We start from the raw sequence: 22998 nt of genomic DNA on the forward strand, positions 1-22998 counted from the left end.
AAAAAATGCACCCCCTAGAATTTCATCGGATAAACCAGGGGTTTATTCCAATGTCTATTCTAAGGGGTGCACTTCACTATTTGTGGGGGTTTTTGTATTGATGACTATCAGGTTAAAAAAGTACCTTATTCAGATGCGGAAAATTCCAATTTAGGTTCTAGTTTGAACGGCTAGCCCACTAAATGAAATCGGACCAACAACATCAGCTCTGGTATTTGCGGTCTGGTTTTGTGCGGTTACGGTGTAGACATGATTACCTGATCTTACATTTCGATCGATCGCCTGAAATGTGACAGCATAGTTTTGTTCCGAAGCAGCTGATTCAATACCTTGTAGTGTATTGAAGATCTCTACGCCGTCACGGAAGATTTTAAAGAGGATTTGTGCAATACCGGTAACCCCCCGTACACCAACGGTTGCTACTAGTTCAACTCGATTAGGTTGAGCATTCACAGCGGGTATTCTTAATCGAATGGTTGCTAGGCGAGATCTAGCCGGTGAACGTCTGATCGTAAATGACGTTGCTAAGTTGAATTTACGACGCGGTTGGACGGCAGCTTTATCGAGAATACGTACCAAAAAATCATCTCCTCTCGTTTGATATTCTCAAAGTATGTTGGACAAGAGGAGAGTGATTGGACGATTATTAAATAGTTTCGAAATAAGACAGATACATGAGATAAATGTCTTTTTTAATCATGTTAACGATTTGCTCCTCATGTTTCATTTCTCCCATCTCTTCTGTCTCTAGCATGTACTCTATCTATGTAACAATCTCAACTTCTTACATTGTGACATTGAAATAAATAACAGCCGAGGTTCATTCTCCGTTCACACGCGTGTGATATGCTCTCCCGAGAAGTCGAGAGATCACAAATATGCTGAATGGTGGGGACTTATCATGTCATCGTCTATAAGGAACATATCGTGCAAATTGGTTTTACTGGCGTTACTGGTCGTTACGATTGGGGCGAGTTGGATGCAATCCGCTAGAGCGGAGGGAGCGGCGGCGGATCTGAACGATGCAGCTGGGCTAACGGCATTCATGGATGGTATCATGAAAGTGCAAATGGATAATTTCAAAATACCAGGCGCGGTCATCTCGATCGTCAAGGATGGGAAAATTTTGTTCGGTAAAGGGTACGGCCATTCCAACATCGAAAAAGGTGCGTTAGTCGACCCCGAGACCAGCCTGTTCCGGATTGCTTCGACAACGAAGCTGTTTACGTGGACGGCCGTTATGCAATTGGTTGAGCAGGGTAAGATTGATCTCGACGCCGACGTCAATAGCTATTTAAAAACCGTAAAAATACCAAAAACCTATCCGCAGCCCGTTACGATGCGTCATCTGATGACCCATACTGCGGGATTTGAGGAGGGGGGGATCGGCTATCAAATCACCACGGATCCAAAGAAGCTGCCGGTGTCGATCTCAGACACACTCGCCAAGCATATGCCGGCACTGGTTCGGCCACCGGGCGAAATGATGTCTTATTCCAACTATGGCACCGCGCTCGCGGGGCTCATCGTCGAGGAGGTTAGCGGCCTCTCCTACAATGACTATATCCAGAACAACATCTTCGATCCGCTCGATATGAAATATGCTACGGTTCAGGAGCCTGTTCCGGCGTCATTAGAGCCTTATGCGGTGTTAGGCTATGCCAGGGAAAACGGTACATTCGTGGCCCAACCGCCTACCTTCGAGGGAGGCTTTCGCCCTGCGGGGTCTGGTGCCGTGTCAGCGATTGATATGGCCCATTTTATGATCGCACATCTTCAGGATGGACAGTATGGAGATGGGCGAATTCTCAAGGCGGAAACCGCCAGATTCATGCATTCGCCGGCTTTTCAATTTGACGAGCGTCTACCGGCGATGGACCTGGGCTTTATTGAGCAAAGGAAGAATGGGCTGCGCATCCTTTCCCACGGAGGAGCAGACACGCTATTCACGACGGAGCTGTATCTTGTACCCGATCAGAAAATTGGCATTTTTGTATCCCATAGCGGCGGGGATGGAGGAGCAGCAGCGGCAGGATTATTGCAAGCCTTCTTCAATCGTTACTTCCCGGCGCAAGCCATAGAGTCGCCACCCGTATCCGCCGAGCTTGAGAACACCGTGCAGAAATACGCCGGTTCCTATCAATTCACGCGCCGTAACCACACGGACATCGATAAGTTTTTCAGCTTCTTGTCCCAGATCAACGTTACAGCTGAGGGTAACCGACTATCCATAGGGAGCGGGGCCGAACAGCAAGTTTTCGCTCCGATCGGACCGAATTTATTTCAAGAAGTCGGAGGCTCGCATCAGATCGGATTCCGCACGGATGCGTCGGGGAAGGTTACACATCTGCTGCTGGATATTCTTCCTGATATGCCGCTCGAGCCCACGCCGCTGACCGATCAAACCACCTTCTGGTTTACCTTGCTGGGCATCTCGGCCGTGCTGTTCATCACATCATTGACGGGGTTCGCTTATCGCAGACGTGAAATGAAGGCGATGCCGACAGCGCAGAAGTGGGCAATCCGGTTGTCGGCGATTACCGCGGCATGGGCGTTAGCGACCTGTATCGCGACGTTCGTCGTGGTGTTGAACATGGATTTGCTGGATCGACTTAGCCGCATTCCGGTATCGTTACATCTCTATTTATTCATGCCGATAATCCTTGTCGGATTGACAGCAGCCATCGTGGCTTATAGCGTCATGGCATGGAAAAACAACTATTGGACGGTGCTGAAGCGCGTGCATTACACCCTCGTGGCGATCTCGGCGGTCGTGATGAGTCTGTTCTTCTATCACTGGAATCTGCTGGGATGGCAGTTCGGTTGAAGCAACAATCCACCCATTCGGGGGGAATTTCGACAGAGACTGGAGGCGTACATGCGCATGGCTAAAATCCTTATCGCGGATGACGATACGCATATTCGCGAGCTAATCACGTTATTTTTACGGAATGAAGGATTCGAGCTATTGGAGGCAAAGGATGGCGCGGAAGCGCTGGCGATCGTGGAAAATTCGCAAATCGACCTGGTGATCCTGGACATTATGATGCCCCACATCGACGGTTGGGAATTGTGCACGGAGATCAGGCGAATCGATCCAAATATTCCGATCTTGATGGTCACGGCCAAGGGAGAAGCGGGGCATAAGGTAAAAGGATTCCAACTTGGAACGGACGATTACTTAACGAAGCCGTTCAATCCGGTGGAGCTTGTGATGCGAGTCAAAGCATTGCTGAAACGTTATATGATTGTCGCTTCACAGACGATACAGCTAGGCGGCATTGTGCTGAATCGTCGTAACTATCAAGTGATTCGGGGGGATGAGACGCTCAATCTGCCTTTAAAGGAGTTCGAGCTCCTGTTCAAACTGGCTAGTCATCCAGGGCAGATCTTTACCCGGGACCAGTTGATCTTGCATATCTGGGGCAAAAATTATGATGGCGTTGATCGAACCGTCGATGTTCACATTAAACGGCTAAGGGAGAGGTTTGCCGGCGATTCGAAGCATTTCCAAATTGAAACGGCCCGCAGTCTGGGATACCGGCTAGTGATATCATGATCAAAACCTTATACGTCCGCATCATTTGCACGTTTCTTGCGGTCATTATCTTCAGCTTGCTATCCTCTTTCTTGATAGGGATCTTTCTCTTCCAGAAAGAGATAGACCATACAGGTCAGAACGATATGATTGCCGTCGGAGAGGAGATGATACGTCTCTATGAACAAACAAAACCCGATGATCAGGAGGCGTTCATGCAGCACATGGTGAAGATATCCGCTTATCCGATTCATCTGGTTGACGCTTCCGGTAACGTAACGTTCTATGGCTTGGACGATACGAGTAGCGTTGAAATCGCACCGGAAGCGGTCCGGCAGGTGCTCCAGGGACACGATTATCGTTCTCCCGGTGAGGCAGATCAAACGTTTATCGGTCTTCCTTTTTCATTCGCAGGGGAGCGTCATGCGATGTTTATGCAGTTCTCCTCGCAGAACGAAAACCTCATCAATCGGATGATGATGATCGTATTGCTGCTCGGCCTGTTGATTGGAAGCCTATGCATCTTCATTGCGGCCAGGTATTTGGTGAAACCGATCCAGGCCTTGACGCAAGCGACCAGAAGACTTGCGAAGGGCGACTTCGACGTGGTAATCAAGACGAATCGAGCGGACGAGATGGGAGCGCTAACGCAGAGCTTCAATGAGATGGCGAGCGAGCTGAAGCAATTGGAGCAGATGAGGCAGGATTTCGTATCGAACGTCTCGCATGAAATTCAAACCCCGCTCACGTCGATTTCAGGTTTTGCAATGGCGATGAAGCATAGTCATTTGGTCGCAGAAGGCGATCGAAGCTACTACCTCGATATTATTATCGCGGAGAGCGGGCGACTATCTAGGCTTAGCGATAATTTGTTGAAGCTCGCCTCCTTAGATTCGGAGCATCATCCATTCGAGGCGACGACGTATTACATCGACGAGCAAATCAGGCAAATTGTCGTGACTTGCGAGCCGCAATGGTTGGCGAAGAACATTCGCGTCGAGTTAGAACTTGCGGACGCAGTCAACATCACGGCAGATCCGGACCAGCTTAACCAAGTATGGATGAATTTACTCAGCAACAGCATCAAGTTTACCCATGAGGGCGGGTGTATCGAAATACGCATGACCCGCGCGGAGAAAGAAGTCTTCTTCTCCATAACCGATACAGGAGTTGGAATCGCGCCGGAGAAGCTCGAATATGTGTTCGAGCGGTTCTACAAAACGGATCGATCGCGGAACCGCAGCATCGGAGGGAATGGCCTAGGGCTTGCCATCGCGAAGAAAATCGTGACGCTTCATCAAGGGAGCATCGAAATAAAAAGTCAGGTCGGCCAAGGTACGACCGTGGATGTTCATTTGCCTATTTGATAACATTTCGAAAATGGTAAAGGAAAATACGGTTACGATCTGCCGAATTTGTGGTAGAATAACGAAGGACAATAACCCGTACACATTCAATTGGAGAAGTAGGGAACGTATGAGAGCCCTGCTTCTTTTTCATTTGAAGATGGTGGATACTGGATATAATAATAAGGAGAACAGGAATGCCAACGATTATTGCAAAGCCATTTGATCATGAAATGCAGAGATATCTAAGTGAAATCACATCTGCTTATCATGCAGGGGAATTGAGCACGAAGGAGCTATCTGAATTACCGGAAGAGATTTATATCATTGAGGCGGAAGATACGATGGTTGGGTACGGGGTCGTGTGGGAATACGATAACGGGAAACAGCTTATTCAGAAAGCCGAACAAGATTATTTTAGCGCCGATGAGCGGTATTTGGAGAAGGACTTCTATATTGATATCAAGAGCAAGAAGGACTTTATCTTCATCGAAGCCTTGGATGTGCTCAAAGAATTTGAAAACAAAGGGTACGCGGCTTCCTTCATGAACTGGCTCAAAGCGAAGTATCCAAGCAAAAGAATGTACGTCTATACCCTGGATAAATCACGGAATTTCTGGTTCAAGCAAAATTTCGAGGTTCTGGGAAGCACGGCATGGATGACCTTTAATTAAGGCATTCTGTGAGATCAAATTTAATCGAGGAGTGATCGTCTGAGAAAGCATAAGCCTATGTCGTTTGACGACCTGTTGAAAGAATTACAAGGACAAAAGTCGGTAGAAGAAGAGCAGAAGGAGGCGTCGCTTGAAGCATTGTTCAATGACGCTTTCATGAAAGAACATACCCGTTGCGAGAGCTTTGGGGAGTTTCTTGCGAAAGGGAACTTTCAAGAAGTAAGTACGCGGGAAGATATCGATAATCTGCCTGAAGAGCTGTTCGATCGGCATGTTGCTAGGGAGACGGATTTCCCGAATTGGACGTCCATGCTGAATGCAGCGAACTCGGAGCATCACGGTAAGTAGGATAAGGTCAGCCAGATATTTCTGGTTGGCTTTTTTCGTTATCATCGTTCATCTAGGTCTAACGTAGGGCACCTTCCGCAGGTGTCCTTTTTGCATTCGCTAAAATACATCATAAATCTACGACATTCGACGACAATCCAGAATATTTACTTAGTTCTTACAGCCGATGGTACGAAATATGCCTTGTGTGGCAAAGTATAACCAATCACATTCATGAAACCGCATTCATAAATCTAGTATTTCATCCAAATCGGGAGGGAAATGAATGAAACGAAACAGGAGACAAGGGATTGCCGCAGCAGTTGCACTACTGATGGTACTGTTATGGCTGCCGACGGCCGAGGCTGCCAAAGACCAGCCGGAATTACGAAATCTCGCAGCAGGCACCGGGTATACGTGGTCGGAGCAGCCGGAGCCGAGCTATGGGGATGCCGGCAATAAATTAACGGACGGGAAGTACGGTACGACGGTCTTCACGGATCCGGCATGGGCAGGACATCTACGTAAGTCAACGCGAAGTGTCGTATTTGACCTCGGGGAGAAGAAATCTATCGCACGAATTAGTGCGAACTTCCTGCAAGATTCATCGGTCGGTATCGCATTTCCGAATACGGTGTCCATGTACGCGTCGAATGATGGCATACAGTGGGGCAACCTGGCACATATTCCGAGCCGAGAAGTCAGATGGGCCGATATTCCTGCGAGCACCCAAGATTATGTCTGGGATGGCAGCAAGGATGGTTTAGCCAAGCATCATCCGAACGCCACGATGGCTTATGCCCAGTATGTGAAGGTTACGTTTACGACCGATGTGTTTGTGTTCGTGGATGAGATCGAGATCTGGGGGACGGACGGCAAATTGAACAAAGCCAAGCAGGTATCTGCGGATCGGCTTGCATTTCAAGAACCAGGGAAAGCAACTGGCGGCATGCGCAATCTCGTACTGCTGAATAACGGGAACGGTCCGAGCGGTTCCGGCAGCTGGACGAAGGATACCCTGATGCCGTATATCAGCTACATAAATAAACAAGGCGAACCGCAGGATTGGTTGTTCGACGGGGTACTGTTCCATAGTGTTCAGTCGCCGAGCGGGAAGGATTTCACGAAGGGCACCGCTACCCTTAGCGATTGGATAGGGTATCTGGACAAGATGTTCGCGGATCAAGGGGATCTGCAGCAGTTGAACGAAGCGGTGACCGAAGCGGGTACGAAGCTCGGTGAACGAGGACATAAGGAGAATGTCGTGTTGATGATACCAAATCCGGGCGATACATTAACGGATTTCGGCGATTTGGACGGCGATGGCGTGACGGAGAATTTCAACTCCGCTGCGATTGGCGTGGAAGCAGCTTACACGAACAAGCAAAAGGCGGTCACCTGGTGGATTCAGCAGATCAAGCAGCGGTGGAAAGAGGAGAAATATTCGAAATTAAAGCTGAACGGCATCTATTGGACCGGCAAAAGCATCAGCACCTCCGATTTACTGGAACCGGATCTGATTCAAGCGACGAGCAAGCAAGCGCATAAGAAGGATCTGAACTTCTACTGGATGCCGAGCTTCCAAGGCAACCGAAATTACGATGGGGAGGCGCTTGGCTTCGATGCAGCGCTGCTAGATTCGGGTGCATACAACGCTTCATCGGTGACACAGCGCTTGGAAGATGCCTCAGGTCTAGCGAAGCAGTATCAGATGGGGCTTGAGCTGGCGTTCGATGAGCAGATCAACACCGACACCGATCGACGTGAGCGGTATATCGATACACTGAACGGCGGTATCGACTATGGCTATATGGGTAACGCTTTTAAGGCCTATGATCAAGGCAAGGCGACATTACTCAGCAGCGCCAAGAGCTCGGACGCGATGGCACGGCAGAATTATGATCTTATGTATCAATTCGTGACAGGGACGTATGCGAAGCCAAGGCCTTGCATGAAGAATCCTGAAGGTCCAGTGGCGCCTAATGCGGCACAATATGTCGTGAAGTGCGGCACTGAAATTACGATTGCTCACAAATACAATGATCAGAGCGACATGTGGATCGTATTCGACCGGTTCGGCGCGAACAAGTTGGAGGGGCTCAAGGAATGGCGGATCGCACAAAATTCGGGAGCGAACGTCAATCCCGATATGTCGCGACCATCTACACTTCTCCAGGCGGATGTATCGGACTGGATCGGGCCTTACGTCGTGAGAGCGAATGCGAACGGCAACGGCAATCCGTGGGATTTCACGGGAGGCAATCACAATTATGATGGCGGCAGCACCAGCTCGCATACGGGCACGACGGAATCGTTCCGCGTGTGGGCGGACGGCGTGGAAGTCCAGGACGGCAGCGTGACGGCGAGCGTCTACACGAAGATCGAAGTGGTTAATTTGATCCAAGCCTATAACACGAAGGTAGCAGATGGTTCCGGAAGACCTGTGCTGAGGGAAACCGTCACGTATGAAATTTCGAACGGTCATGTGCAAGTCCATAACGAGATCGAAGCGCTGGAAGACATCACGTTCGACACGTATTACGGACTTCAGTCAGTGAATGGTGCATGGAACGATACGGTTCGCTACTTCGCAGGCGAGCAGGAGGTCGCTTCCAGCCCAGCAGGCATGTATAGCGATTCGGGCACCAAAGCCGTGAATCCGAACGTAGACAGCTACTTGCTCAGCTCCGCCGATCAGGGCGGATTCAAACATATGCTGCGCGTAAGGCTCGATCGGCAGTATGGTCTAGGCGCGTTAGCGAACCTCGCTGACCATATGCCTGTCATCTTCACACAAGAATACGGCAAAACCTATTTCTTGCAGATCAAAGGAACGACACCGGAGCTTAAGCAAGGGGAGAAGTTCGCATGGCGAGGCAGCTATGACTTCTATTCCAAGAATCTCTCCGCGTTACAATAATACGAAGCGCACGGCTCTCATGAGGAGCCGTGCGTTTTTTCATGTCTTACTGACCAAGTCTCTCTTCAACGCCTGCACGCATCCGCTCCTTCCTCCGTTCCGTAATCGGCTCGAACATGCGCTTACTCCATCGTGCGAGCACAGCAAGCGTGGTCGCATCCACCCATCGATAGAATAGATGGGCGCAAGCGAAGATGACGGGCGTCGTGATCAATACCGTAAGGACTACGCTAAAGGAATAAGGGAGCAGAGGCTGAAGCTGAAGGAATAGAAAGCTGCCGAAGGAGCAGAGGATCGTAAAATGGACGAGGTAGAGCGAAAAGGATATTTTGCCGAGATAAGAGAATAGTGTGCGGCTGAAGAGTTCTTTCAACCAGGGGGAATTTAGTAGAGCGATTAAGATCAGGAAGGAGCCGATGACATGATAGAACGGAAAGTATGCGAACCCCGACCCCGGCTGCCACACGAGTAGGGCATAGATCGTCCCTTCAACACCTAGATACGGGAAGGAGCCCAAGTAAAGCCCTGCAATGAGGAGCAAGAAGTTCACCCAAGGACGACGAATCAAATCCAACCAATTCCGACCGCTGTATACCAGATCACTCAGCAGCATGCCGAGCACGAATCCTAGATAATAGGAATCGATGAACAGCCAGCCGAGAACCAGATAGACGAGAAAACGCAGCTTAAGTCTACCGACGAGCAGCAGAAATGCGAAGATGAGGAAGGAACCGAACAGTTCATAGGTCATGGTCCATAGCACGGGATTATACGTCATGCCATACGTGAAGAAGGTATGATAGAAAGCTTCTTGGATCATGACGAGAAAGTTAGCATTGGCGATAAAGGGATCAGGCATCGAAGATAGGGTCATGCCGCGAATGTCATCATAGTATCCGAATCCGAAGACGATCACGAGATAGGCGAGTACAACGGAGAGCACGGCAGGTACAGCCAATCGAAAATATCTTCGTAAGGCGGAGGAGTAGACGGTAAGCGAATCCTTCGTACGAAAATACCGATAACTGAGCACGAACCCACTTAAGACGAAGAATAGGCAGACCGAGAAGTTGCCGTTGAACATCAAATTGATCGGTGTTATCGCAGCGAAGCGCTCGAAGGCGAAATGCTCAATCTCGGCTCTGCCTTCAAAGACAGACGGAGCAAATACTTGAAAATAGTGAGAGACAACGACGACACATGCTGCCAATCCTCGTAAACCGTCTAAATAAGCGATTTTGGATGTCATAGCAAGCTCAGCTCCTTTCGTAGGAATACGATGTTCTGCATATACATGGAATAGACTGTACACATTGTGAGTGTTGTATAGGATAATTATGGGAAGAGAAAGAAATGAATGACTTCGAAATTTCGATAAGGGGGTTCATCGCGCCTATGAGATCGATAGATATAGAGGAATTGACGCACTCTGGTGTTATTTATTTCAACTCGAGGCTCGAGATGCTGGAGGATCTGCATTGCAAGATGTACAAATTGGACAGGCTTCATAACCTGTCGACCCATTTCCATGATTACTTTCAGATTTGGTATGTGTCCAAAGGCGAATTCATCCATACGGTGGACAACCGACCCTATACGATCAGGAAAGGGGATCTATTCGTCGTAGCCCCTTTTACTTTACATAGCATCCATGTCGAGAGCGATCGAGAGATGGAGATCATCGGCTGCGAATTTATGCCGGGCTTCGTGAATGAACGGTTTGATGATCAGACGGCGGATCAGGCGTTTTTCGATGCCGGCTATTTGGAGCACTTCTGGCATAACGACTGTACCGCGCAATCGCAAATGACATTAGACGGCGTAACGGAAGGAAGAATTCGAAATCTGATGCTAGAAATGCTGAGCGAGTATGAGAGACGCACGCCTTTTTTTCAAATGGTGCTGAAATCGAATCTATTGGTTATGCTCTCGATCATTATTCGGCAAGTGAATGGCGACGTGGTCCGAGCAGGCTTCGAGAAATCCGAGAAGTATCGGGACATCATGACCCGCGTCGTAGACTATATTCATACGAACGTGCATGAAGATATTAAGCTGGAGCATGTCTGCACCATAGCGAACATGTCGAAGTCGACCTTCTGCAGCTTGTTCAAAGAGTGGACAGGCAAGACGTTCAACCGCTATCTGATTGATCTACGGATTCTAAATGCGATGACGTTGTTGCAGCGGCCGACCTTATCGGTCACGGATGTGTGTTATGCGACGGGGTTTAATGAGCTGTCTTACTTCTGCAGAATCTTCAAAAAGTACACGGGAATCTCTCCCAATCACTTTCGCAAGCAGGCGATTCGAAAATCGTGAGATCATACGATAATCCTATTTTTGAAGACGATAGTGAAATGAACTAAAACGCTTACATGATAACATGTGGGATATTGATAGCTTGTAGCGGATACGAGTCAGGTCGTTGCTATCAACCAAATGATGGGGTGAGGTTTCTACGGTTTTGCACGAAATTAGCAAGAATCAAAGGAGGAACGGGCATGCAAAGAAAACCATGGCTGTGGGGTCTAGTTCTTGTTCTTATGATTTCGGTTGCATCAGGCTGTACGGGAAAAGAAACTCAGAATGCTAACAATCAGACAGACGGTTCCAAGGGTGGTGAATCAACCAAAGGCGCTGTAGAACTCAGCTTCTGGTACGGCTGGACGGGGCCGGAAGCGGCGGCGCTCGAGAAGATCATTGCGAAGTGGAATGCGGCGAATCCGGACATCAAGGTCAAGGGGCTGTCACAGAGTGACTATCAGAAGCAGCTCACCGCGATTACGGGAGGCAATCCGCCGGACATTGCTTCGAATTTCGGGCAGGATGTTGTGCCTTGGGGCGAGCGCGGGGCGATGATGCCGCTCGACGATTACATCAAGAAGGACGGTGTCGATCTCAGCGATTATATTACAGCCGCACTCAGCACGTCACAAGGGAATGGCAAGACGTACGCACTGCCGATTGCGATGCACACCACGATGTTGTTCTACAACAAAGATATTTTGGCAAAAGCAGGATTCGATGGTCCGCCACAGACGATCAGCCAGTTGAAGGAGTATATCACGAAGCTCAGCGTCAAGCAGGACGGAGGACGGTTGCAACAGCTTGGATTGTGGCCTGGGGTAGATGCATTTACCTTCACGAATGCATTCGGGGGTTCTTATTATGATGCTGATGCGAAGCAAGTGACGCCTGACAATGCAGGTGTGAAATCCGCAATCCAGCTGGCCAAAGGCATATGGGATCAATTCGGATCGGAGGAGCTGGATCGCTTCGCATCCGGGCTTGGACAGTATATGTCCGCTCAGAACCCGTTCTTCACGGGCAAATATGCGATGACGATCGACGGGGAATGGCTGCCGACCTTTATCAAGCAATTCGCCCCGAACTTGAACTATGGCATTGCTCCGATTCCGTATGATGACAACAATCCGAATCTCAAGAATCCAGGCAACGTCACGACAAGCGTATTCTACATTCCGAAAGGCGTGAAGAACCCCGATGCATCTTGGAAATTCCTGAAGTGGCTGACCGAGCCGGAGCAGATGGGGGAATTCACTGCAGCGCTTGGGAACCTGCCAACGAGAGCATCGTTATTGGATGATCCGATCTATGCGAATGTCCCAGGGTTCAAAGAATTCCTAGCCTATTCGCAAAGCCCGAACCTGCACTCGTTCCCGGCCACAGCATTCGCGAATGAATATATGACGGAGTTCACGGACCAATATAACGCAATCCTGAGAGGAAAGATCGGTATCGATGAAGGGCTCAAGAAGGTGAAGGATAAGATACAGCCTTTGGTCAAATAGGAGCTTGTAAACCAGGCGGATCTAATTCAGCCGATCCATGTTGGTCGGAGTGCTGGATTAGATCCGAGACCTAAGAAAGGAGTACAAGTCGATGAGTGACTCCGCATCCATGAAGCTGTCTGCGAAGCGAAAGGGTTGGACGAGAAGGGAATGGCGCTACTTCTGGCTGGGACTCCTCTTTGCTTCCCCGTGGATTATCGGATTTCTGGTCTTTACGGTGTATCCCTTCTTCAGCTCCCTGTACTTCAGCTTGACGACATACGATTTGTTCAATCCGCCGCAGTGGGTAGGGCTGGATAATTACAAGCAAATTATGACCGATGAAAGGTTCTACAAATCGATCAATAACACCTTGTTTATGGCTTTCATCTCGGTGCCGATCTCGCTCGCCAGCTCCTTAATCATTGCGCTTATGCTGAACTTCAAGGTGAAGGGCATTAATTATTACCGTACGATTTTCTATCTTCCCGCCGTTATTCCCGTCGTGGCAAGTGCGCTGCTCTGGACATGGATGCTGAACCCGGATTTTGGCCTGATCAATATGTTCCTTCGGGCGGTAGGCCTTCCCGATCCGGCATGGCTGATGGACCCGCGATACACCAAGCCTTCCTTGGTTCTCATGGGGTTATGGGGTTCCGGAGCGGGAGCGTTGATATTCCTCGCAGCACTTCAGGGCGTGCCGCAGCAATATTACGAAGCCGCTCAGGTGGACGGTGCGAACGGGTGGCATCGCTTCTGGAGGATTACGATCCCGGCGCTATCGCCAATCATCTTATTTCAGCTCATCATGGGTCTTATTGGGGCATTTCAGATTTTTACGGAGTCTTATATTCTTGCCGGGGGCAAGTCGGTGAGCGGTTCGATCGGCGGGCCTGATCAATCGCTGCTGTTCTATGCGGTCAATCTATACCAAGAAGCGTTCATGAATCTGAAGATGGGTTACGCTTCCGCACTGGCTTGGATTCTATTTATCATCGTGATGGCCATTACCCTCGTGCTTCTGAAAACGTCCAGGCGATGGGTCTACTATGGAGGTGAATAGCGGATGACAGCTAAGCTGGTGCGAACTAAAATCCTGCCGCATATGGTGCTGATCTTGTTCTCCATTTTCTTTCTGTTTCCTTTCGTATGGCTCGTATTCACTTCGCTGAAGACGTCGAATGAAATCTTTGCTATGCCTCCGCGCATTTTGCCTGAGGCGTTCCACTTTGAGAATTACCGAGCGGCCTTAGAGACGGTGCCGTTCCCACGCTATATGTTGAATACGCTCGTCATCTGCGTGATCTGCATCGTGGGGCAATTGTTCGCCGCACCACTCGTTGCGTATTCGATCTCACGCATTCCATGGGTGGGGAGCAAAATTATTTTTGCGATCGTCCTCGCGACGATGATTCTACCATCTCAGGTGCAATTGATTCCACAGTATATTATTTTTACGAAGCTGGGCTGGGTCAATACGATTCTGCCGCTCACGATTGGGGCTTTCTTCGGGGCACCGTTCTATATTTTCCTGCTGCGGCAGTTCCTATTAGGCGTTCCGAAAGAGTTGTCGGAGGCGGCCAAAATTGATGGAGCATCCGAGTTTCGCATCTACAGGCAGATCATCCTGCCGACCTTAAAGCCTGCACTGGCCACAGTAGCGCTGTTCACCTTCGTCGGATCGTATACCGATTTCATGGGACCACTCATTTACCTGAATGATGCGGCGAAATGGACGATCACGGTCGGCTTGCAGGGCTTCCAGCAGGATCACGGCGCACAGTGGGAGCAGCTCATGGCGGCGTCGACGATTATGGCGATTCCTATGATTCTATTGTACTTTTTCGGACAAAAATATTTCATGCAATCCGGTTCGGCTTTCACTGGGTTCAAATAATTGGAGGGACGATTCAATGAGCAAGACCATTGTAGCAATTATCGGCTGTGGAACGATCGCGAATAGCGCGCATATTCCTGCGTATCTGGCGAATCCGGACGCGGAGATCAAATATTTCTGCGATATCCGCAAAGAAATGGCAGAGAAGGCGGTCGAGAAGCATGGCTGCGGCGAGGCGATCGAAGATTACCATATCATTCTGGAAGATCCGGAGGTCGAGGCGGTCTCGATCTGTACGCCAAACCATGTCCATGCATCCATTGCGATCGACTGCTTGCGTGCAGGGAAGCATGTCCTCTGCGAGAAGCCGGCTGCGAGAACATATGCGGAAGCGCTAGAAATGCAGAAGGTGCAGCATGAGACAGGGAAGACGCTGAACATCGGCGTCGTGAATCGGTTCAATAAAGGCGTCAATCTGATCAAGAACATGATCGACGATGGAGAATTAGGTGAGCTGTATCATGTGTACGCTAGTTTCCGTGCGCACCGTTCGATCCCTGGGCTCGGCGGAGACTTCACCACCAAAGCCGTTGCTGGCGGCGGAGCGTTGATCGATTGGGGCGTACATTTCCTTGATATCGTCATGTATTGTGCAGGCGATCCGCAGCCAAAGACAGTGACGGGGCAGGCATATTCCAAGCTCGGCAAAGACATGCAGAATTACGCGTACCTCAATATGTGGGCAGGACCTCCGAATTTCTCAGGAACCTATGATGTCGATGATTTCGTCACGGCGATGATTCGCACGGAAGGGCCTTCGATTACGATGAATGGCGCATGGGCACAAAATATCGGCGTCGATGAGATGTATATCGATTTCCTCGGCGACAAAGCAGGCATCCGGCTGCAGTACGGTTCAGACTTCACGATCTACAGCGCGAAGCATGGCGCTTTAATCGAGAGCACGCCGAAGTTCACGAAGAGCGATATGTTCCAGAACGAAATTGATAGCTTCCTGGCGTGCGTTAAGTCGGGTGAGAAATTGCCGGCGCACATTGACTATGTGATCCAATCCTCCAAGATTATTGAGGCGATCTATCAATCCTCCGACCAAGGGGAGGAAATCTCCTTCGTGAAGCAAGGAGTCGTCCAATGAAGAAGATCGGATTCATCGATTATTATCTGGATGAGTGGCATGCGAATAACTACCCGGAATGGATTCGGAGCGCCTCAGGTGGAAGCATGGAGGTCGCTTACGCCTACGGCATGAAGAATGCCGAGGGCGGTCTCAGCAATGCAGCGTGGTGTGAGCGCCATGGTGTGACGTTGCTGCCGACGATTGCAGAGGTCGTGGAGCATAGCGATTATCTGATCGTGTTGTCTCCCGATCACCCGGAGCAGCACGAAGCGCTCGCCCAGCTGCCGTTGGCCTCCGGGAAGCCGACGTATATCGATAAGACGTTTGCCCCGGATCGGGCGACGGCACTCCGATTGTTCGAACGTGCTACGCAGCATGACACGCCGCTCTATTCCTCATCGGCGCTTCGGTTCGCAACGGAGTATGTCGAAGCGGAACGTCAGGGAATCCGAGTTGTCTCCAGCTGGGGGCCCGGGACCTTCGACAACTATTCGATCCATCAGCTGGAGCCGATCGCATCTCTCATGGGAACGGATGCGAAGCGCTTGATGTTCATCGGAACAGAGGCCGTACCAGCCTTGATGATCGAATTCTCTGATGGTCGGCAGGCGACGATTCAGCATCCGGGACCCGGGTGTCCTTTTACGATGGCGGTGAATTATGATTCGGGGGATTGCAGCGTGCTGCGGCCAAAGTCGGATTTCTTCCAATTGTTCATCCGTGATTTAGTGGCTTTCTTCGAGACAGGACGTGCGACAGTTCCTTCGGTTGAGACGATTGCGATTGTGACATGGATTGAATACGGCCGCATCGCGGCGCAGCGCCCTTATCAGTGGATTGAGCTGCCGTGTTGAGCTGATCGGATAAATAGTAGGGAAGTTGAAAGTCTATCATGACTTTCGACTTCCTTTTTTTGTATTTCACTTTCCTTTACATATACTCCATATGGGGATGACCTAGATTTTACAATGGAGGGTTAGACTACAGGTGCGATACATCCATCATTTGGAATAGATTAAAAGGAGAGAGAAATAATCACATGCTAAGACGCAGAAAATGGTTGTCTCTGGCACTGCTCGGGAGTATGCTGCTCGGCGTGCTGCAGCCCGCATTGGTACAAGCCGCAGCTGGATTCGATTATACCAAAGTACCGAAGCTATTAATTACAGAGCTTGTGCCGGATACCTCGAACATACCAGAATTGAATCCGGACGGAACACCGAAAGGGCCGAAGGATACGGTCGATGGTTATGAGTCTATCGAGATTTACAACAACACAAGTCAAGATATTGATTTCAGAGATTATAAGATTGTTTATAATAATGGCTCTGATGTCGATTGGCTATTAAACAAGAAAGATGAACCTGTCATCATTCATTCACGGGAGTCGATTGTCCTGTGGGTTCTGAATGGAAGTAACAATAATGAGCCTGTGAATAATTTTAACGCAAACTACACGGCAAATGGCTACGTCTCCAACTTAGTTGAAGGAACGAATTTGTTCCGTATCAACGGCGGCGGAGGGATGGCGAATACGGGAACACGCAGTGTAGCTATTAAATCAATGAGCAACGTGGAGATTATTAAGGCTTCATACACGGTCAGCAAGTCTAATCCTAATTATGGCATCCACTACAGCTATCCTACGGATGCAAGCAAGAATATGGCCATGGTAGGCGCGCCGGAATCGCAGCCGGCTTCACCAGGGACAGTCGAAGCGATTCAAGTACCGGATTATCCTTCTGATTACGTTACACCGCCTGCGGATACGAATCTGAAGTTCCAACATTCGGCTGCGGTATCCGTATCCGTTTATCAAGATGTGCCAATTAACGTTACGATTACGGGGAACTTGAATACAGTAACAGCTTCTGTCTACTACAAAACGGATACACAAGCTAACTATTCCCCAATCCCTATGAATTCATTAGATGGTAGCAGCTATACAGCTTCCATTCCGAGCCAAGCACTGGTCGGGGGCAGACTACTGCAATACTACATCGAAGCTGCTGATGGGAATATGCCGTCTGAGAAATCGAGTACATACGTGGTTGCAATTGATTCGAAACCACCGGTACAAGACAATAAGCTTCAAATCGAGCACATGCCGGCGAAGCAAGTCGATCCGAAGGATCTGCTCATTACCGCAAAGCTGAACAATCCGGATAAAGTCAAGATCGATAAGGTTGAATTGCTGTACAAGTCGCCTTCGCAGGCGAAATACACCGTTCTGACGATGAAGCAGCTGCAAACGGATGGCAATGATTATAGCGTCACGATTCCAGCGAGTGCGTTCGTTGAACCGACGCTCGATTACGTCATTCGTGTAAAAGACGTTGAGAAGAGCTATACGGTAAGTGTGAATATTCCATCATTCAACGCGGCGAAGGTACCTATCTTGCTCGTGACGAAGATCGTGCCGAACACGACAAACGTGCCGAACACGTCATCGGACGCCTTCGAAATGATCGAAGTGTACAACAACACGGATGCACCGATCAATTTCAAGAACTACAAGGTCAACTATCGCTACCCTGATGATGGGCCGGAAGCGGATTTGAAATGGCCGGCGACCAAAGAGGATTTCATGATTCCGTCCAAGCAGTCCGTCGTGTTCTGGATTAAGAACGGCGTGAACAATAGCTATACGGCCGCGGATTTCAACAGCTTCTATAAGACGAACTTGATTGAGGACACGAACTTGTTCGTGATCAAGAGCGATGGTATGGCGAATTCCGGTCGTCGCGGGATCGTGATTAAGACGAATGCTGGCAAAGAAATCTCTTATGCCAATTATGACGCAACCACCGTGTATGAGGGCGGTGTGAGCGACGAGACCAAGGAAGACAAAGCAATTCTCTTCAAATATCCAATGGATGGCAGCATCACGATGATCAAAGCAAGCTCCGGTATCGTGACGCCTGTTCCTGGTGCGATTGACTCAGCGCTTGTACCTTCCGTGCCGGTCCATGTCGTGCAGGACGTGGCTCCGCCGAAAGCAGAAGACCGTTCTGGCATTTTGTCGATTGATCAGTCGCAGAACCTTGAACTGAAGGCATTTGCAGATGATGAGACGCAAGTGGCGACGGTGAAAGTCTTTATCCGTACGGACAAAGAATCGGAGTATACCGGTTACGCACTGACGCAGAATTTCAGCGATTCGCTGTATCATTATCTGATGCCGGCAGCCACGTTGATCGGCAGCAAGTACATTGAATATTACTTCATGGTGTCTGACGGTACGAATGAGGTCGAGACGACGAAGGTGAAGGTGGACATCACTGGCAAACCTGGCCACGATCCGCTTCGCCTCAACGTTAAGAACGGGGATATTGTGAACGGTACGAAGACGTTGAAAGGGACGTCGGAGACTGCTTCCGCGAATACATTGAAGTTAAGCGTGGACGGTCAAGCGATCACACAAAATACGTTCGATGCGTTAGAGCATGATGCGTACTTCGTCTTCGAAGCGAAGGGTGTCGATTATTACTTCAAGAACGCCGTAACGATGGGGCCGGAGAGCGAGAAGGATAAGACGATCCTCTATACGTTCATGGATCCGATTCCGACGTATACGACATTGACGTATAAGATCGATGCAAGCCGCCTTCACATCGGCGCGGATAACGTGATCTATATCCGTGCAGGGTCGAAGACGAGTCCATTCGATGACCGCAAGGAAGAGAATAAGGACGATTTCGAAGTGCGCAACGTACGCCTGATGCTGGCGGACGGCACTGAGATTTGGGATCCGCTCTATGCGAAGGACAACGAAATCAAGATCGGCGACAGCCCAGGCAAAAAGGAAGGGATCGGCTTCAGTTTCAATCTGGATGCGAAGTACTTCCAGTCGCACGCATATGCATGGGATACGACCACAGCAGCTGACGGCGCGCATCAGGTGAAGGTGACCGACAGCAAGAATGTTGTAGTGACGGCGAATGTCACGGTTGACAATACGCCACCTTCGATCAAACCGAATATTGAAGAAGGCAAGCAGTACCGCGGCAGCTTCAAGCTGGATGCGGAGATCAAAGACCAGCTTGCCGGCGTTGACAAAGTGATCGTTAAGCTGGATAACCAAGATATTAAGCTTCCATATGCATTATCTTCCGGCAGTATGAAGGCAGGCAATCACACGCTGACGATTACGGCATCCGATAAGGTTGGCAATCAAGCAGAGAGAACGGTAGCGTTCACGACGCCGGAGGAGAATCCACTGAAGCCGGAATTGATCGCGCCAACGCAAGGACAATCGGAATTGGGCGGCAGCGTGGGTCTGAAGGTGAAGGTACAGGATCCGACGAATGATCCGATGAACGTGACATTCTACAGAGGCTTCCAATATGACGGTAATCGTGCGGAAGGGTTCAAGGGCTTCAAGAATTCATCCGATACCGAGCCGCCGAAATCGATGATTCCGAAAGGCGAGGAGGCGCTATCGGTTGAGGAATATCGCAAGATCAGCGCGGAAGACGGCGACTACTTAGTCAATGATGCAGTAGAGAAATTCCCGTACCAACGTTATGAAATTCAACTTGACCCGGCGGTTCAGAAGACAGACCGTGTCGATATTGTCTGGAAGGGCAAATCGATCGAAGGACGTAAAGTTAGCTTGTATGCTTGGAACGAGAAGAAGGAGAAATGGGTTCAGCTCGTTACCCGTATAGCAGGCGCAGAGGATTTCGAATTGAAGTCCACGGTGCAGGTCGAAGACTATGCGATGGGACAGATGATCCAGATCATCGTACAGGACGAGATCGCGGAGTTGAAGGATGAACAGAAGTCCGATAAGGCCCAAGATCCGTACGATTTCTCCTTCGTATGGATGTCGGATACACAGTACTATTCGCAAAGTTATCCAAAGATTTATCAGAAAATCGTCAATTGGGTAAAGGATAATAAAGAAAGCAACAAGATCAAGTATGTCATCCATACGGGGGACATCGTCGATAAATCCTATCAAGAGTATCAATGGCAGGAAGCCGATCTGGATATGAAGGTGCTGGAAGATGCGAAGATTCCTTATGGCGTTCTTGCAGGTAACCATGACGTGGGTCACCAAGACAACGATTATACGAAGTATTGGCAGTATTTTGGTGAAAACCGATTCAAGGATATGCCGACGTACGGCGAATCCTATCAGAACAATCGCGGACACTATGATCTTGTCTCGGCCGGCGGCAACGATTTTATTATCGTCTACATGGGCTGGGGCCTTGGAGACAAGGAAATCGACTGGATGAATGAAGTCGTGGCGAAATATCCGGAGCGTAAGGCGATCTTGTGCTTGCATGAATACATGCTGGTATCCAATAACCGTGCTCCAATCGCCGATAAGATTTTCGAGAAAGTCATCAAGCCGAACAAGAATGTTATCGCGGCGTTGTCCGGACATTATCACGATGCACAGCTGAAGATTGATGAGCTGGACGACAACGGCGTAAAGCGTAAAGTCTATCAGATGTTAGCGGACTATCAAGGTGCGCCGGAAGGCGGTCTCGGTTATATCCGTTTGATGCAGTTCGATATGAAGAACAACAAGCTTCACATCAAGACGTATTCGCCATATTTGGATGATTACAACTATTATGATCCTGAGTTCTATCCAGGCAAAGACGAGTTCTCGCTGGATCTGGACTTGCAGCCGGCAACCAAACGCGTCGCAACCGACTACATTGGCGTGAAGGTTTATAGCGATCTACCGATTGGGAAAGTGAACAACGTGCAGAGCGGCCAGCAGGCGGCTTATACTTGGAATAGCCTCCAAGGCAATAGCTACTACCAATGGTACACGAAGGTAGAAGATGGCAACAGCGGACAAGTGCTATCGGATATTTGGGGCTTCTATACGGGTAAAGTGGCTGATCCGAAGCCAGAACCAGAACCAAAGCCTGATCCAAAACCACAGCCAAAGCCGGAGCCTTCTTCGGATAAAGGGGTTGTGAATATCAAACCGGGTGCGGACGGCGCTTATACGGCAGATCGTGCTGCACTTGAAAAAGCGGTAAACGAAGCAGAGAACGGCAAAGTTGCGATCAAGCTCGAGGGAACAGCTTCGGAACAAGCGGCCCAGCTCACGTTGGATGCAGCTGGTGTACAGAAAGCGAAGGATCGCAAGCTCAGCCTTGAAATTGTAGCTTCTGGATTTACCGTGACGATTCCGGCAGCTTCCCTGCCAAATGGCATAGCAGATGCGGATCGCATCGTGCTTCAGATCGATCCGACGATGAACTCTACGATTCAGACGGCCGTCAAGGATGCGCTCCGTTCGAACGGTGAGCTGAAGTCGACAGGTGTGGTATTCACACTCAAGCTCGTAACGGTCAAAGGGAAAACGGAGACAGTGGTTCCACAGTTCAGCGGTCCGATTACCGTGAAGCGAACGCTAACAGCAGAGCAAATGAAGCAGTTGCAGAAAGATTATGCGAATATGTACCGTCTCGTTGGCGGCCAAGCAGAGCTAATCCAGAGCAGATTCGATGGCAGCACAATTAGCTTTACGACGGATCAACTGGCGCAATTCGCGGCGCTCGAGCTGCACAAGCAGTTCGCAGACTTAACAGGCGGATGGGCAGACGAGTATATTCTCAAGCTGGCTGCGAAGAACATCATTACAGGTATGGACGATAACCATTTCAGACCGAATCTGAAGGTGTCGCGAGCAGACTTTACGACGCTAGTCATTCGTGCACTGGAAATCCAGACGGCCGAGAACAATCCGGCGTTTGCGGACGTAGCAGCAGATGCTTATTATGCAGGCTATGTCAGCAAAGCGGCCGAGCTTGGTCTTGTGCAAGGTAACGACGGCAAGTTCCGTCCGAAAGATCAGATTACACGGGAAGAAGCGGCTCTCGTACTTGTCAAAATGGCACAGTACATGAAGAAGCCAATGATTGAGACCACGTCCGGAGCGGCATTCACCGACATGAACAGCATTTCTGGCTGGGCTAAGGATGCGGTTAGTAAGCTGCAAGCAGCGGGTATCATTAACGGGAAAGACGATAACCGTTTTGATCCGCGCGGCTCAGTGACGCGAGCTGAGATTGCGAAGATGTTGTATATGATTTTAAATAAGTAACGTATGCGCGCTAAACCTAAAAGACCGTCAGGGTGATCTTCCCCGACGGTCTTTTCATGAAAGCATAAGGAGTCCTCGCAAGTGGTTTGAATCGTCAGGAGCATCTACATTGGAGTTCATGCATTGTAGATGCTCTTTTACGTCCTCATTCCGGCTCTATGTTGGAGTTCATACAGGATAGAAGACCAAATCTTACTCTATATCGAACCCGAGCCCGAGAGTTAATGCAAAAATCCATCATAGGTCTCTTATTGGCGTTATTTCGGCGCTCTATCCTGCTAATTTCCACGATAGGAATCGTGGCTGCAAAATCATTTCACTCCTTAAGATATATGATATATTT

General features: G+C 49.5%; 15 protein-coding genes. 13 read left to right on the top strand and 2 right to left on the bottom strand.

Features of this window, described 5'->3' with window-relative positions; translation table 11 throughout:
- Positions 1 to 150: 150 nt before the first annotated feature.
- Positions 151 to 579 carry an exosporium protein C gene (locus tag AC3WU2_RS26510; protein WP_492457957.1) on the bottom strand — a complete coding sequence of 143 codons (429 nt, stop codon included), beginning with the start codon at positions 577 to 579 and terminating at the stop codon, positions 151 to 153.
- 322 nt (positions 580 to 901) lie between these two features.
- On the opposite strand from AC3WU2_RS26510, the gene AC3WU2_RS26515 reads away from it, so the two are divergent.
- The 6 genes from AC3WU2_RS26515 (at position 902) to AC3WU2_RS26540 (ending at position 8805) form a co-directional block, all read left to right on the top strand.
- Positions 902 to 2827 carry a serine hydrolase domain-containing protein gene (locus AC3WU2_RS26515; protein ID WP_492457958.1) on the top strand — a complete coding sequence of 642 codons (1926 nt, stop codon included), beginning with the start codon at positions 902 to 904 and terminating at the stop codon, positions 2825 to 2827.
- Positions 2828 to 2884: 57 nt separating this feature from the next.
- The gene (locus tag AC3WU2_RS26520; RefSeq protein ID WP_492457959.1) at positions 2885 to 3559 is read left to right on the top strand and encodes a response regulator transcription factor; all 675 of its coding nucleotides are present in this window, start codon (positions 2885 to 2887) and stop codon (positions 3557 to 3559) included.
- Positions 3556 to 4905 carry a HAMP domain-containing sensor histidine kinase gene (locus AC3WU2_RS26525; RefSeq protein ID WP_492457960.1) on the top strand — a complete coding sequence of 450 codons (1350 nt, stop codon included), beginning with the start codon at positions 3556 to 3558 and terminating at the stop codon, positions 4903 to 4905. The genes AC3WU2_RS26520 and AC3WU2_RS26525 overlap by 4 nt, the downstream gene beginning before the upstream one ends.
- A 176-nt stretch (positions 4906 to 5081) precedes the next feature.
- Positions 5082 to 5558, top strand: coding sequence for a GNAT family N-acetyltransferase (locus AC3WU2_RS26530; protein ID WP_492457961.1), 477 nt, complete (start codon positions 5082 to 5084; stop codon positions 5556 to 5558).
- A 57-nt stretch (positions 5559 to 5615) separates the two neighbouring features.
- Positions 5616 to 5906, top strand: coding sequence for a hypothetical protein (locus tag AC3WU2_RS26535; RefSeq protein WP_492457962.1), 291 nt, complete (start codon positions 5616 to 5618; stop codon positions 5904 to 5906).
- A gap of 265 nt (positions 5907 to 6171) precedes the next feature.
- A complete protein-coding gene (locus tag AC3WU2_RS26540; protein WP_492457963.1) occupies positions 6172 to 8805 on the top strand; it encodes a DUF4855 domain-containing protein in 2634 nt (877 codons plus the stop codon).
- 46 nt (positions 8806 to 8851) lie between these two features.
- Here the strand turns inward: AC3WU2_RS26540 and AC3WU2_RS26545 are convergent, their stop codons facing one another.
- The gene (locus AC3WU2_RS26545) at positions 8852 to 10054 is read right to left on the bottom strand and encodes an acyltransferase family protein (RefSeq protein WP_492457964.1); all 1203 of its coding nucleotides are present in this window, start codon (positions 10052 to 10054) and stop codon (positions 8852 to 8854) included.
- A gap of 146 nt (positions 10055 to 10200) precedes the next feature.
- Between AC3WU2_RS26545 and AC3WU2_RS26550 the strand changes: the two genes are divergently transcribed.
- The 7 genes from AC3WU2_RS26550 (at position 10201) to AC3WU2_RS26580 (ending at position 22655) form a co-directional block, all read left to right on the top strand.
- Complete coding sequence (locus AC3WU2_RS26550) at positions 10201 to 11127, top strand: helix-turn-helix domain-containing protein (RefSeq protein WP_492457965.1); 927 nt, start codon at positions 10201 to 10203, stop codon at positions 11125 to 11127.
- A gap of 182 nt (positions 11128 to 11309) precedes the next feature.
- Positions 11310 to 12620, top strand: coding sequence for an ABC transporter substrate-binding protein (locus AC3WU2_RS26555; RefSeq protein ID WP_492457966.1), 1311 nt, complete (start codon positions 11310 to 11312; stop codon positions 12618 to 12620).
- Between the two features lie 91 nt (positions 12621 to 12711).
- Positions 12712 to 13662, top strand: coding sequence for a carbohydrate ABC transporter permease (locus AC3WU2_RS26560; protein WP_018758546.1), 951 nt, complete (start codon positions 12712 to 12714; stop codon positions 13660 to 13662).
- Between the two features lie 3 nt (positions 13663 to 13665).
- Entirely contained in the window at positions 13666 to 14496 is an 831-nt protein-coding gene (locus AC3WU2_RS26565; protein WP_018758547.1) for a carbohydrate ABC transporter permease, read from the top strand.
- Positions 14497 to 14512: 16 nt separating this feature from the next.
- Positions 14513 to 15592: a Gfo/Idh/MocA family protein gene (locus tag AC3WU2_RS26570; protein ID WP_492457967.1), complete on the top strand. Its 1080-nt coding sequence runs from the start codon at positions 14513 to 14515 to the stop codon at positions 15590 to 15592.
- Entirely contained in the window at positions 15589 to 16428 is an 840-nt protein-coding gene (locus AC3WU2_RS26575) for a Gfo/Idh/MocA family oxidoreductase (RefSeq protein ID WP_492457968.1), read from the top strand. The genes AC3WU2_RS26570 and AC3WU2_RS26575 overlap by 4 nt, the downstream gene beginning before the upstream one ends.
- Before the next feature lie 185 nt (positions 16429 to 16613).
- Positions 16614 to 22655: an S-layer homology domain-containing protein gene (locus AC3WU2_RS26580; protein ID WP_492457969.1), complete on the top strand. Its 6042-nt coding sequence runs from the start codon at positions 16614 to 16616 to the stop codon at positions 22653 to 22655.
- Positions 22656 to 22998: the final 343 nt, after the last annotated feature.

It is taken from the genome of Paenibacillus sp. EB106-05-06-XG162, assembly GCF_058791655.1.

Coding starts and splice junctions, on each gene's coding strand:
- AC3WU2_RS26515 (WP_492457958.1), top strand. CDS start 902: ATGTCATCGTCTATAAGGAACATATCGTGCAAATTGGTTTTACTGGCG.
- AC3WU2_RS26520 (WP_492457959.1), top strand. CDS start 2,885: ATGGCTAAAATCCTTATCGCGGATGACGATACGCATATTCGCGAGCTA.
- AC3WU2_RS26525 (WP_492457960.1), top strand. CDS start 3,556: ATGATCAAAACCTTATACGTCCGCATCATTTGCACGTTTCTTGCGGTC.
- AC3WU2_RS26530 (WP_492457961.1), top strand. CDS start 5,082: ATGCCAACGATTATTGCAAAGCCATTTGATCATGAAATGCAGAGATAT.
- AC3WU2_RS26535 (WP_492457962.1), top strand. CDS start 5,616: ATGTCGTTTGACGACCTGTTGAAAGAATTACAAGGACAAAAGTCGGTA.
- AC3WU2_RS26540 (WP_492457963.1), top strand. CDS start 6,172: ATGAAACGAAACAGGAGACAAGGGATTGCCGCAGCAGTTGCACTACTG.
- AC3WU2_RS26545 (WP_492457964.1), bottom strand. CDS start 10,054: ATGACATCCAAAATCGCTTATTTAGACGGTTTACGAGGATTGGCAGCA.
- AC3WU2_RS26550 (WP_492457965.1), top strand. CDS start 10,201: ATGAGATCGATAGATATAGAGGAATTGACGCACTCTGGTGTTATTTAT.
- AC3WU2_RS26555 (WP_492457966.1), top strand. CDS start 11,310: ATGCAAAGAAAACCATGGCTGTGGGGTCTAGTTCTTGTTCTTATGATT.
- AC3WU2_RS26560 (WP_018758546.1), top strand. CDS start 12,712: ATGAGTGACTCCGCATCCATGAAGCTGTCTGCGAAGCGAAAGGGTTGG.
- AC3WU2_RS26565 (WP_018758547.1), top strand. CDS start 13,666: ATGACAGCTAAGCTGGTGCGAACTAAAATCCTGCCGCATATGGTGCTG.
- AC3WU2_RS26570 (WP_492457967.1), top strand. CDS start 14,513: ATGAGCAAGACCATTGTAGCAATTATCGGCTGTGGAACGATCGCGAAT.
- AC3WU2_RS26575 (WP_492457968.1), top strand. CDS start 15,589: ATGAAGAAGATCGGATTCATCGATTATTATCTGGATGAGTGGCATGCG.
- AC3WU2_RS26580 (WP_492457969.1), top strand. CDS start 16,614: ATGCTAAGACGCAGAAAATGGTTGTCTCTGGCACTGCTCGGGAGTATG.